Source organism: Moraxella sp. (genome assembly GCF_030525845.1).
Lineage (GTDB): Bacteria > Pseudomonadota > Gammaproteobacteria > Pseudomonadales > Moraxellaceae > Moraxella.
In genome coordinates this window covers 173430-184874 of sequence record NZ_JAUNDY010000001.1, presented here as the reverse complement: position 1 = coordinate 184874, position 11445 = coordinate 173430, and the positions used below count along the sequence as shown (strand labels likewise).

Annotated in this window: 14 protein-coding genes and 1 pseudogene; 6 read left to right on the top strand and 9 right to left on the bottom strand. The window is 40.2% G+C overall.

The annotated features are described in order from the left end of the window. The 3 genes and pseudogenes from Q4B79_RS00945 to Q4B79_RS00935 all read left to right on the top strand — a co-directional run. Positions 1 to 272, top strand: a pseudogene (locus tag Q4B79_RS00945) (hypothetical protein); the annotation flags it as partial. Positions 273 to 293: 21 nt separating this feature from the next. Next, positions 294 to 947 carry a pyridoxamine 5'-phosphate oxidase gene (pdxH, locus tag Q4B79_RS00940; protein ID WP_303084543.1) on the top strand — a complete coding sequence of 218 codons (654 nt, stop codon included), beginning with the start codon at positions 294 to 296 and terminating at the stop codon, positions 945 to 947. A 47-nt stretch (positions 948 to 994) separates the two neighbouring features. Further along, complete coding sequence (locus Q4B79_RS00935) at positions 995 to 1789, top strand: metallophosphoesterase (protein ID WP_303084542.1); 795 nt, start codon at positions 995 to 997, stop codon at positions 1787 to 1789. A gap of 138 nt (positions 1790 to 1927) precedes the next feature. Here Q4B79_RS00935 and hfq read toward each other — a convergent pair whose 3' ends face one another. The 9 genes from hfq to Q4B79_RS00890 all read right to left on the bottom strand — a co-directional run bounded on the left by hfq (position 1928) and on the right by Q4B79_RS00890 (position 7995). Next, complete coding sequence (gene hfq, locus Q4B79_RS00930) at positions 1928 to 2482, bottom strand: RNA chaperone Hfq (protein ID WP_303084541.1); 555 nt, start codon at positions 2480 to 2482, stop codon at positions 1928 to 1930. Positions 2483 to 2563: 81 nt separating this feature from the next. Then, positions 2564 to 3679: a tRNA (adenosine(37)-N6)-dimethylallyltransferase MiaA gene (gene miaA, locus Q4B79_RS00925; RefSeq protein ID WP_303084540.1), complete on the bottom strand. Its 1116-nt coding sequence runs from the start codon at positions 3677 to 3679 to the stop codon at positions 2564 to 2566. 2 nt (positions 3680 to 3681) lie between these two features. Then, positions 3682 to 4008 (bottom strand): hypothetical protein, encoded by a 327-nt coding sequence (locus Q4B79_RS00920; protein ID WP_303084539.1) that lies wholly within the window; start codon positions 4006 to 4008, stop codon positions 3682 to 3684. A gap of 57 nt (positions 4009 to 4065) precedes the next feature. Beyond that, positions 4066 to 4791 (bottom strand): hypothetical protein, encoded by a 726-nt coding sequence (locus Q4B79_RS00915; protein WP_303084538.1) that lies wholly within the window; start codon positions 4789 to 4791, stop codon positions 4066 to 4068. A 10-nt stretch (positions 4792 to 4801) separates the two neighbouring features. Then, positions 4802 to 5242: a tRNA (adenosine(37)-N6)-threonylcarbamoyltransferase complex ATPase subunit type 1 TsaE gene (gene tsaE, locus Q4B79_RS00910; protein ID WP_303084537.1), complete on the bottom strand. Its 441-nt coding sequence runs from the start codon at positions 5240 to 5242 to the stop codon at positions 4802 to 4804. A 28-nt stretch (positions 5243 to 5270) separates the two neighbouring features. Then, positions 5271 to 5867 (bottom strand): 6-carboxytetrahydropterin synthase, encoded by a 597-nt coding sequence (locus Q4B79_RS00905; protein WP_303084536.1) that lies wholly within the window; start codon positions 5865 to 5867, stop codon positions 5271 to 5273. A gap of 107 nt (positions 5868 to 5974) precedes the next feature. Beyond that, positions 5975 to 6376: a biopolymer transporter ExbD gene (locus tag Q4B79_RS00900; RefSeq protein WP_303084535.1), complete on the bottom strand. Its 402-nt coding sequence runs from the start codon at positions 6374 to 6376 to the stop codon at positions 5975 to 5977. Between the two features lie 29 nt (positions 6377 to 6405). After that, on the bottom strand, positions 6406 to 6960 hold the full coding sequence (locus tag Q4B79_RS00895) for a MotA/TolQ/ExbB proton channel family protein (RefSeq protein WP_303084534.1): 555 nt from the start codon (positions 6958 to 6960) through the stop codon (positions 6406 to 6408). 51 nt (positions 6961 to 7011) lie between these two features. Beyond that, entirely contained in the window at positions 7012 to 7995 is a 984-nt protein-coding gene (locus Q4B79_RS00890; protein WP_303084533.1) for an energy transducer TonB, read from the bottom strand. A gap of 349 nt (positions 7996 to 8344) precedes the next feature. Here Q4B79_RS00890 and ilvD point away from each other — a divergent pair, with 349 nt between their 5' ends. The 3 genes from ilvD (at position 8345) to Q4B79_RS00875 (ending at position 11441) form a co-directional block, all read left to right on the top strand. Next, positions 8345 to 10243: a dihydroxy-acid dehydratase gene (ilvD, locus tag Q4B79_RS00885; RefSeq protein WP_303084532.1), complete on the top strand. Its 1899-nt coding sequence runs from the start codon at positions 8345 to 8347 to the stop codon at positions 10241 to 10243. A 63-nt stretch (positions 10244 to 10306) separates the two neighbouring features. Continuing rightward, the gene (locus tag Q4B79_RS00880; RefSeq protein WP_303084531.1) at positions 10307 to 10882 is read left to right on the top strand and encodes a Uma2 family endonuclease; all 576 of its coding nucleotides are present in this window, start codon (positions 10307 to 10309) and stop codon (positions 10880 to 10882) included. Positions 10883 to 10895: 13 nt separating this feature from the next. Then, positions 10896 to 11441 carry a hypothetical protein gene (locus tag Q4B79_RS00875; protein ID WP_303084530.1) on the top strand — a complete coding sequence of 182 codons (546 nt, stop codon included), beginning with the start codon at positions 10896 to 10898 and terminating at the stop codon, positions 11439 to 11441. The last annotated feature ends 4 nt before the right edge of the window (positions 11442 to 11445 follow it).

The following is an 11445-nucleotide window of genomic DNA, read 5'->3' as shown; positions in this document are numbered from 1 at the left end:
TGGAACAAAACGGCTTGCGTGGTTTACAAGGACGCAATAAATTCTCCGCCCCAAACAATATCCATACCAAAAAACAACGGGCTAATTTTGATTATGCCCAAAAACATTGTTTATGGCATTATCATATTGGCATTCCAGAATATGTTGGCGATGATGGCGATATGACAAGCGAGTATATTTTACATTATCAAAGATTTGATAGTGAAATTATTCTTGTGGATATAACCACGCACCCACCTTTTAAATTACCAAGTCAAGATAAATTAATATAGTTTTAATAAAAGGTAAACTTTATGGGAATTGATTTTAGTGCCAGCCGTCTTTCTTATGAAAAAGACGAATTGATTGAAAAAAACATTGGCAATACGCCTTATCCATTATTTGACCGATGGATAAAAGATGCTCTTGCCGAACAAGTCAAAGAGCCTTATGCCATGAGCGTGGCGACTTGTGGCTCGGACAATCGCCCTTCGGTACGCACCGTGCTTATGCGTGAAGTGGTGGAGCGTGGCGATGAGGTGCTACTCGTGTTTTATACCAATTATGACAGCGATAAAGGGCAAGACTTGGCACAAAATCCCCATGCCGAATGCCTGTTTTTTTGGGCGGATTTGGAACGCCAAGTTCGCATTAGCGGGGCGGTGCAAAAATTGGACGAAGAACTTTCGGACGCTTATTTTAACTCTCGCCCCAAAGACAGTCAGCTAGCAGCGTGGGTCAGTCGCCCCCAAAGTGGCGTGGTGGACAGCCGTGAAACAATGGAAAATGACTTTGTTAAATTATCGGCAAAATTTGGTGAGAATGTCCCACGCCCAGCGTTTTGGGGTGGGTATCTTTTGATTGCTGATAAAATTGAATTTTGGCAAGGTCGAGCCAACCGTATGCATGACCGCATTGTCTATAAAAAAGAAAATGACAAATGGGTCAGAGAGCGGATTTTGCCCTAATGTTATCATCTTTTGTTAAACATAAAAAAGCCATTATCATTCGTTTAATGGCTTTATTGGTTATTTTTGCCATACTGATTTATAGTCATTTATTAAAGGTGGTAGATTATCAATTTGATGATGTGGGTTTTAAAGGCAATAAAAATCTTAATATCGCCCTCATTACCGATTTACACGCCTGCTATTATGGCGACAATCAAAAATGGCTTGTGGATATTTTAAAACAAAAACAGCCTGATGTGATATTATTGGGTGGGGATATTTATGATGACAAACGCTCTTTTGATAATGCCGATGTGTTATTAAGCCAATTACCCACCATTGCCCCCACTTATTATGTGGATGGCAATCACGAAAATTGGCTACCCCAAGCAGATTATGATAAAGTGATGGCTAAAATTCACAATCACGGCATATCAATCATTCATGGTAAAAGCATAGCCATACCCAGTACCAATGTCATCATTCACGGAATTTCTGACCCTGATGGTGGTTATTTTGATAAAGATTTAAAAGCAGTAACGACCGATTTAAATAAAAATGCCGTGAATGTGTTATTAAGTCATCGCCCAGAGCATATTGATGAATATCGTAATCATGACTTTGATGTGATATTATCAGGACACGCCCACGGCGGACAATGGCGAGTACCATTTTTGATTAATGGCGTATTTGCCCCCAATCAAGGATTTTTGCCTAAATACGCAGGTGGATTGTACGAATTTGATGATAAAAAGGGTAAAAGTAAATTTATCGTCAGTCGGGGCTTGGCACGAGAGAGCACCAGAGTGCCAAGAGTTTTTAACCGTCCAGAGCTGGTGTTTGTTCGCTTATCAGAATAAAAAGTTAATACAGATTAAATTTGGTCATAAATCACAATCATGATACTGCAAGTCCAAGCAGTATTACACCCAAATTTCCCTGCTTTAATGACCGCCAATAAAAAAACCCACAATCTGTGGGTTTTGTTTTATACACAACTATGACACATCATCTTTATCAAAAGATTTATTGTCAAAAGTGCGGTCATTTTGCTCAAAGTTTTTGCCATCAAAGCCACGCTCCTCAAACCCTGCACGTTCAAAACCTTGATTGTAGCCCATACCGCCACTTTGATATCCACTGCGCTCAAACCCGCCTTGACCAAAACCTTGATTGGGCGGAGTGCGAGTAAATCCGCCAACAGGACGTGTCGTACCAGCCCCAGCACCAAAACCTTGACGCTCAAAACCAGCATTGGGGTAGCCTGAACCTGCATTTGGATAGCCACTGACACCACCCACTTGTGCTGGGTAGCCACCAGATGTTGGAGCGATCCCACCGTCAGTGCGTGGGTTACGAGTAGGAACAACCGTAGAAATGGCATGCTTATAAACCATTTGACTGACGGTATTTTTAAGCAGCACGACATACTGATCAAAGGATTCAATCTGACCTTGCAGTTTGATGCCATTGACAAGGAAAATAGACACAGGAATACGGTCTTTGCGTAGTGCATTTAAAAATGGGTCTTGCAAACTCTGCCCCTTTGACATAGTGTTCTCCAAACAAACCAAAATAATTAACCAACCTTATGGAACTTTGATAACATGTATTTTTTGTATGTACAAATAGCGTTAGTATAATAATTGCTCTTGTACTTGTTGTATGCCATCAAATGACAACATCACGGGGCGGTACACACCCTGAGTTGTCTGTGTTATTGTTGGTGCGTGATTAAGACGAGCTAGGCTACGTTGCCATGTGGCTTGACGTTTGGCAAGCTGTCTTGTTGCATATAATGCCTTATTTTTCATGTCTTGGCAAGCCAAATTATGTAATTTTTGGGGGTTTGTTACAAAATTGTTGTTTTTTTTCGTCATAATTGTATGAGTTTTTTGCACATCTTGGGTAAATTGTTGCCAAATGGGAGAAATCTGCATGACATCATGCCCCGTCATTGCCAAAAATTCCAGCACCTGTCGATAACCCACACATCGCATGGACGGCATGTCGGGGGTGAGTTCGGGGTATGTTTGTAAAAGCTGTATCACTTCATCCACCAAACCATGCTCCCACATGAGGTTAAGCCGTCTCTCAATTCGTTCATGCAGCCAAGCTCGGTCAGGCTCTACCGATAAGGTAAGCCAGCGTTGGGCAGGATTGTGGCAGGGAGCAGTTTTAGGGATGGCTTGCCACACGCTCATTGGCGTGCCTGTTTGTAAATGCACTTCCACCGCCCTTGTGATGCGCTGAGTGTCGCTGACCTTTAACCGCTCACAAATTTTGGGGTCGTGCGTTTGTAAATAAGCATACAAATCGCCAATCCCACGCTCATCAAGCCATGCCATGACCTGCGTGCGAATGGCAGGGTCGGTGTCAGGCACGGCAGACAAGCCATCAAGCAGTGCCATGTAATACATCATCGTCCCGCCAACGAGTAGAGGGATTTTGCCGTTTTGGTGAATGTTGTCAATCAACCTCTCAACATCGGACACAAAGCTCGCCACATTATAAGTTTGTAGGGGCGTGATGATGTCCACCAAATAATGCGGATAATTGGCAAGTTCGTCTTTGGTGGGTTTGGCTGTGCCAATGTTCATATCTTGATAAATCAAGGCACTGTCCACCGAAACTAGCTCAAACCGCCCTGTTTGATATAATTCAAACGCCAAGTCAGTTTTACCGCTGGCAGTAGGGGCAATTAAGGATAGGACGGTGTTGTCGGGTAGGTTTTTATAATTTAAATTCATTTTTAAAAATCATAAAGCCAAAATAAATATTGCCAAAATTTGACAAGGGCAAACAAAATGGTGGCATCAACCATTAAAGTTGCATAATTATCAAGCGTAATATCGACCGTTTTTAAAATTTTTATGAACAAAAATTCAATAAATAAAGCAATACTGGTAAAAATGATAAAAATAAATAAAGCGAAAGCGACATTGATAAATTTATCATGCAAAACAAAATGGATAAATTTGGATAATTCCCCATCAAAGATTAGCGAACAAAATAAACAAAAGAACAAAACAATTTTTAAGCCTAAAAATGTTTTTTTATTTTGAATTTTTTCTATCATTTTGTTTTCCAATTTATTTATATAAAATTATTAACTTGATAGTCTTTATTGTATTTCCTACAACAATTCAATAAAGAAATAAGCTAACAAAAATCCCAAACCAATGGTTGTAATAAAATAATATCCACTCTTTATCCAAAGTTTTCTTCTGGTAAATGACAGATATTTGTAAACAGAAAATAAAATTAAGCAACATAAAATAATAATTAAAGCATATCGCTTAATTTTGTAATATACTTTATCATCATCAGGTTTTGCATTGTTAGTAATAGTCTGCAAATATAATGAACTTTCTTTATCAATTACCCTACCAGAAACAAAATGATAATGATGCTCAAAGTCAAATTGCTCATCTTTATACTTATTATTAAAAATATAAATCGGTTCTCTACTGGTTGATTTTTTGGATTTTAATATAACTAAATTATCCAATTTTAAAGAAATATGATTATCAATATTGCCACAAGGAATATTGCTATTTTCTATATCAAAATTTTGATAAATCGGAATAACAGGTGTACTTTTAAAATCAATAATACCACTTTCATTAACTTCATACAAACTTATATGGCATTTTTTACCATTTGATTGATGAGTATAAAGAGTTAAATTTGTTGTCTGTGCAATATTAGCATTTTCCCAATTTAGTTTATTTCTATATTCATCATCAAAAATAACAATATTTATGTGCAATGCACCAATTAAAAAAATCACACACCAAACAATGATATAAAAAATCACTAAGATAATATGCAGTATGACGGATAATTTTTTGTGCTTCATTATAAAAAAATTATTGATTGTTCTTATGAATGATTGTTACTTCTCTACTATCATCATCCAATTTTTTAATTTCAATTACAACATCCGCCTTTGGTAAAATACTTGTCGCACGGCTTGCCCATTCAATAATCATTAAAGAATTAGGTTCATTGACATAATCAAAAAAGCCAATAAATTCTAATTCTTCTGGGTCATTTAGGCGATATAAATCACAATGATAAATGGGTTTGCCGTTAATTAAATACGGCTCAACCAGCGTATAAGTTGGACTTTTTACCGCTCCTGCATGTCCAAGACTTTGCAAAAAATAACGGGTAAAAGTCGTCTTGCCTGCCCCCAAATCGCCAGATAGCCAAATACTGCCTGATAAAGTTTTAAATTCATCGGCAAGGGTTTGGGCTAAGGCTTGGGTGTCGGTTTCGCTATTTAAGGTAAATTGTTTTTGGTTCATTTTATGACTTTATCAATACTTTTTAGATTTAAGGCTTTACTTGCAAATCAACTTTTGGATTATAAAACTTCTCGCCATTTTTTAATTTATCCCATAACAATGGGTCGCCCCACTCTTTTTTGACATCATCGCTAAATTCAAAATCCGCCAAAGTTAATAATCCCATTTGTGGATTGATAATGTCTTCATAAAAACATTGAGCATAACCTGTGGCGGTTTCGTGGACGATAACCGAATACACGCTAATGTCCGCTTCGCCATTTTGCATGACGGTTTGTTTTAAAATTTCACTTGCCCAAAAAAATATTACACGGCTAAACTGCTCCGCCGATGGCGAGACAGGCAAACTTACCCAACGAGCCGAGAAAGTCTGGCACGCCTTGATATATTCAGGGTCATCTTTATGCCAAAAAGTGATGGCGTGGTCAAAGCTGTCAATCACATCTTTGATATGCCCTTTTAATAGTCCAAAATCATAGACCATTTGCCCATTGTCAAGGGCATTGGCTTGTAAAATTAGCTCCACTTGATAGCTATGTCCGTGAATGGAATATTTGCAACGGTCGGACGAGCAGTTGCGGACGATGTGGGCATTTTCAAATTTAAAGAGTTTACGGATACGCATGGTTATATTTAAGATAAAATTATCAGTTTACCACAAATAAAATATGATAAAAAGGCTTTTATAAAATAAAACCCCGCCAAAGCAGGGTTTTACATCATAATTTACAATCATTCACTAACAAATGCAATTTTAGTCAATCCAGAACTGCTAGCGGTTGCTAGCACTTGGGCAACCATGTCATATTTGCCCTCTTTGTCGGCACGCAGATGCACCTGTGGGTTTTCGCCCTTTTCGGCTTCGCTGGCAAATCGTTTGCCGAGCTCATCGAGAGTGATTTTGGTGTCATCCCAAAAAATCTCCCCATGCTGATTAATACTGACTTGCAACACCTGCGGAGGCATTTCATTGACCTCTGCACTGGTTTTTGGTAAGTCAAGTGGTACAGTAGGATTTAGCACCGTTGCTGTTACCAAAAAGATGATCATCAAGACCAGCATGATGTCAATGAGCGGAATGAGATTAATCTCGTTCATACCCCCATTGTCGTTATCGCCCAATTCAAAAGCCATGATAATTCCTTAATTTTTAATACTTTAAATTAACGAGCCATACGAGCCAAGAGAGCATGAGCGGTATCATTAGCGTGGTGCATGGCTCGTTTGTTGGTGCGAGTGATGATGTTAAAAAACACCACCGCAGGAATCGCCACCGCCAATCCCAAACCTGTCATGATGAGTGCCTCGCCCACAGGTCCTGCCACCTGAGCAAGTCCTGCCTGTCCTGATTTGCCAATGGAATGTAGGGCGTGAAAAATCCCCCACACCGTACCAAAGAGTCCAATAAAGGGGGCAATACTGGCGGTCGTCCCCAGCACGGACAAGCCTTTTTCAAGCTCAAAACGATGACGAGCGATGTGTTGCAGTAGGTTTTGTTCGGTAATGATTTTGCGTTGATTAAAATCCAAGCCCTCAAAATCTTTGCTAATACCATCAATTTGTCTGGTTAAATCCTCACTAATCTCGCCTACAATTTTGCGAGAATTTAGCAGACGGGTAACACCCACAAACCATGACACCAATGATAAGGCAATCAAAATAAAAAACAGCGTTTTTGACACTGCGTCAGTATATTGCCAATAATGTGCAAAATCCATAATCATTCCTTATAAAGTATGTTAAAAAATAATCTGTAAAAATACCGCTGGTTAAAAATTAACCGTTGCCCCAAAAGACGCTGTACCTGACATGGGCTGACCGCTTGGCGACTTAAAGGGTTTTAATTTGGCACGCTTAATCGCCTGCTCAATCTGCCTATCCAATGATTTATCGCCAGTACTTACGCCAGAGACAGCAGTAATCCTGCCACTAGCATCAACGGTTAATGTGGCGGTAAAGCTGGCAGAACCATTTAGTTTTTCAGAGGTCAAACCACTCCAATTGGGTTTACTCTGCCAACTGGCATTGGAGATGGACAGATTTTGTCCTTTGAGTTCGCCACCACCAGCACTACCACCCTTGTCGCCTTTATCGCCACCCTTGTCATTGCCTGTTTTGGCAGTTTTGTCGCCCTTGTCTTTGTTGTCGGTTTTGGTGTCTTTACCATCGCCACCCTTACCTTGACCTTGTTCACTACGCTTTTTGGCGTTCTCCGCCTCTTGGGCTTTACGAGCATTTTCAGCCTCTTGTGCCTTTCTGGCATTTTCAGCCTCTTGGGCTTTTTTACGAGCCTGTTCTTGCTCTTGTGCTTGTTGCAACTCAAAGGCTTTTTGGGCTTTTTGTTGTGCCAACAAATCCACCTCAGGTTTAGGTTGTTCCCGCTTAGGTTCTTTTTTTGCCACTTCTTTGGGGGGTTCTTTTTTAGGTTCTTGTTTTTCCACTTTTGGTGGTGGCTTAACAGGCTCTACCTTAGGTGGCGGGACAAATTTGGGGGGTGCTGGGGCAGATACCGACTTTGGGGTTGGGGTTGGTGTGGGGGTCGGCTCTGGCGTTGGCACAGGTAAAGGTTCTGGCGACTCCTCATTATTAATGGTAATCATTTGAATTTCTAAGGGCGGGGTAATCTTTGGTGGTTCAATGTTTAGCATGGTCATGTGTGCCAAACCGTAGCCCGCCAAGCCATGCAATACAAGTGCCACAGCCGCCGCCAATGCTTTAAATTTGTTTGTATTAGAATGGTCAAAGGTCGCCATGATAAGCCTAATGTAAAAAATTCATGATATTGCCCTATTTTTACTATTTTTATCAATAAAACTTATTAAAAATCATTTTATCCATTAAAAAGTAAATTGATAAATAATAAAAACGATAACAATTATCTATTATCTTAAATTTTCAAGCAATTTTCAAGGGGTAAATGCGACTATTTTACAAATAATTACCAAAAACACCGCCATTCAACCCATAACATTCCTTTTTGTTATAAAAATCATTAAAAATATAAATTAAATTTTTCAAATTTTTTTCCAAAAAATGCTAAAATAAGTCAATTTACACAACCAACATTGTAGCCAACCGCCACAGTTTTATAAGGAAAAATTTATGCCAATCTACCGCTCCAAAACTTCCACATCAGGTCGCAATATGGCAGGTGCCAGAGCCTTGTGGCGTGCCACAGGTATGACAGACGATGATTTTAATAAGCCCATCATCGCCATTGCCAACTCATTTACCCAGTTTGTCCCTGGACACGTGCATTTAAAGGACTTAGGACAACTGGTCGCTCGTGAGATTGAAAAAGCAGGCGGTGTTGCCAAAGAATTTAACACCATTGCCGTTGATGACGGCATTGCGATGGGGCATAATGGTATGTTGTACAGCTTGCCAAGCCGTGATTTGATTGCCGATAGTGTGGAATATATGGTCAATGCCCATTGTGCCGATGCCCTTGTGTGTATCTCTAACTGCGATAAAATCACCCCTGGTATGCTGATGGCAAGTTTACGCCTAAACATTCCCACGATTTTTGTCTCTGGCGGCCCGATGGAGGCAGGCAAAGTCTTGGCATCTGATTTGGCGGACGGACACACCACGCACGAGACAGTTACGAGCGATGACGGCAAAAAGGTGCGCAAGCTGGATTTGGTGGACGCAATGATTGACGCGGCGGACGACCTTATCAGTGATGACGATGTGGCAAGTGTGGAGCGTTCGGCTTGCCCCACTTGCGGTTCTTGCTCTGGTATGTTTACCGCCAATTCTATGAATTGTTTGACCGAAGCGTTGGGGCTTTCTTTGCCTGCCAATGGCTCGCTCCTTGCCACGCACGCCAAACGAAAAGATTTGTTTTTACAAGCTGGCAGAATGATTGTGGAGCTTGCCAAACGTCATTATGAACAGGATGATTATAGCGTTTTGCCAAGAAGTATCGCCACCAAGTCGGCTTTTGAAAACGCAATGAGCCTTGACATTGCAATGGGTGGCAGTACCAACACGATTTTGCACCTTTTGGCAGCCGCACACGAGGCAGGCGTGGACTTTAAAATGGCGGACATTGACCGTCTGTCTCGCTCTGTACCGTGCCTATCCAAAGTCGCCCCCGCCACGCAAAAATACCATATGGAAGATGTCCACCGTGCAGGGGGCGTAATGGGTATTTTGGCGGAGCTTGACCGAGCAAGGCTGTTAAAAACCGAAGTGCCAACCGTGCATTCGCCCACCTTAAAGGACGCCCTTGCCAAATGGGACATTATGAACCCTGACAATGTGGAGGCACGAAATCTCTACATTGCCGCCCCTGCTGGCATTCGCACCACGCAAGCATTTAGCCAAAATCGTGAATGGTCAAACCTAGATGTCAATCGTGAATCTGGCTGTATCCGTAGCAAGGAATTTGCGTATAGTCAGGACGGTGGCTTGGCGGTACTGTTTGGCAACATTGCCGAGCGTGGCTGTGTGGTTAAGACGGCAGGCGTGGACGAAAGTATCCTTAAATTTACAGGGCGTGCCAGAGTCTTTGAAAGCCAAGATTCTGCGGTGGAAGCGATTTTGGCAGATAAGATTGTGGCAGGCGACATTGTGATTATCCGCTATGAAGGTCCAAAAGGTGGGCCCGGTATGCAAGAAATGCTCTACCCAACTTCTTATTTAAAATCAAAGGGTTTGGGTAAGGCGTGTGCCTTGCTGACGGACGGACGGTTCTCTGGTGGCACTTCGGGGCTGTCTATCGGACACGCAAGCCCAGAGGCGGCAGAAGGCGGTGCGATTGGTCTTGTAGAAGAGTTTGACACCATTGTCATTGACATTCCAAACCGCTCAATCCACTTAGATGTTACGGACGATGAGTTAAATGCACGCCGTGAAAAACAGCTATCAAGGGGTAAACAAGCCTTTAAACCGCTTGACCGTAAACGAGAAGTCAGCCAAGCCCTGCGAGCCTATGCAGCCCTTACCACGAGTGCTGATACAGGGGCGGTGAGAGATGTGAGCCAAGTAGAATAAAGGCTGTAAATTTGCTAGAATAAGGGAATAAATGATTATTCCCTTATTTTTTTGGAGAGAGAAATGCCAAGATTTGATGATGAACAAGAATTGCTTGAAAAATTGCGTGATGACGCTGGAAAAATGAAACTTTGGACAGAATACACACCAAAGGGTCTTGAAAATACTCGTTATGAAATTATTAATGATATGGTAATTTTAACGCTACATTATGGCAGAATTATTTCTAAAATTACAGGAAATTTAATTGATTTATACAGAAAATCATCTGACGACCATTTATTTTTACAATATTTTGATGTAAAAATTGACGATGATAATATTTATTTACCAAAAGCAATTCTTGAAAAAAGACAAACCGTTAATGGTGATAAGCCTTGTTCCACAGAACCAATCATTATTTTTGAAATTTTAACCGATAAAAATAAACACCTATTAAACGCCAAATTTGAACATTATCAAAGATTGGAAAGTTTGCAAGAATATGTTTTGATAGATTTAAATAGCCCACAAATTTTTGTTTATAGAAAAGCGAACGATTGGAAAGCTGAAAATTTTACCATTGAACAAAGTTTTAAACTAAATAGCATTGATTATACAGCAAAAGTAGCGGATATTTATCAAGATATTGAATTTTAATTGGATGTTTTAAATGAAAAAACTTATCCACACCCTATTATCCCTATTCAAAACCATCGGCATCTTTTACCTTTGGTTTTTATTAACTGCTCTTATTACAATCAGCCTTAGCAAATTAGAAAAAGAATATTATACACCCACCGACACTCCCAATGAAAGATTTATGGTTGATGGACAACGCTGGCAGGATTTTAAAACCAACCCCAAGCCAATAATTACCGAGCCATATGGCAATTGTATGGAAACTTGTTTAAAAATCTTAGACAATGGCAATTATCAATATATCAATGAAGGGGTATTACAAACCGAATATTCAGAATATCAAATTAAAGATAATACCGTTATTCCCATTTCATTTGAACGGCAGAATTTTGGACATTTTGTCATCGCAATGTTTTTGGCATTTTTAATGTTATCATTTTTAAAATATTTGCATGCCATTTATCAAATCAGAAAAGACAAAACCGCCTTAATCGCTTATCATAAAAAATTGGGTAAGGAGTTGTTGATTTTTGTGGGGATTGTGGGAATTGTGGGAATTGGGTGGGGTTTGATTTAGTGGA

Coding starts and splice junctions, on each gene's coding strand:
- pdxH (WP_303084543.1), top strand. CDS start 294: ATGGGAATTGATTTTAGTGCCAGCCGTCTTTCTTATGAAAAAGACGAA.
- Q4B79_RS00935 (WP_303084542.1), top strand. CDS start 995: ATGGCTTTATTGGTTATTTTTGCCATACTGATTTATAGTCATTTATTA.
- hfq (WP_303084541.1), bottom strand. CDS start 2,482: ATGTCAAAGGGGCAGAGTTTGCAAGACCCATTTTTAAATGCACTACGC.
- miaA (WP_303084540.1), bottom strand. CDS start 3,679: ATGAATTTAAATTATAAAAACCTACCCGACAACACCGTCCTATCCTTA.
- Q4B79_RS00920 (WP_303084539.1), bottom strand. CDS start 4,008: ATGATAGAAAAAATTCAAAATAAAAAAACATTTTTAGGCTTAAAAATT.
- Q4B79_RS00915 (WP_303084538.1), bottom strand. CDS start 4,791: ATGAAGCACAAAAAATTATCCGTCATACTGCATATTATCTTAGTGATT.
- tsaE (WP_303084537.1), bottom strand. CDS start 5,242: ATGAACCAAAAACAATTTACCTTAAATAGCGAAACCGACACCCAAGCC.
- Q4B79_RS00905 (WP_303084536.1), bottom strand. CDS start 5,867: ATGCGTATCCGTAAACTCTTTAAATTTGAAAATGCCCACATCGTCCGC.
- Q4B79_RS00900 (WP_303084535.1), bottom strand. CDS start 6,376: ATGGCTTTTGAATTGGGCGATAACGACAATGGGGGTATGAACGAGATT.
- Q4B79_RS00895 (WP_303084534.1), bottom strand. CDS start 6,960: ATGGATTTTGCACATTATTGGCAATATACTGACGCAGTGTCAAAAACG.
- Q4B79_RS00890 (WP_303084533.1), bottom strand. CDS start 7,995: ATGGCGACCTTTGACCATTCTAATACAAACAAATTTAAAGCATTGGCG.
- ilvD (WP_303084532.1), top strand. CDS start 8,345: ATGCCAATCTACCGCTCCAAAACTTCCACATCAGGTCGCAATATGGCA.
- Q4B79_RS00880 (WP_303084531.1), top strand. CDS start 10,307: ATGCCAAGATTTGATGATGAACAAGAATTGCTTGAAAAATTGCGTGAT.
- Q4B79_RS00875 (WP_303084530.1), top strand. CDS start 10,896: ATGAAAAAACTTATCCACACCCTATTATCCCTATTCAAAACCATCGGC.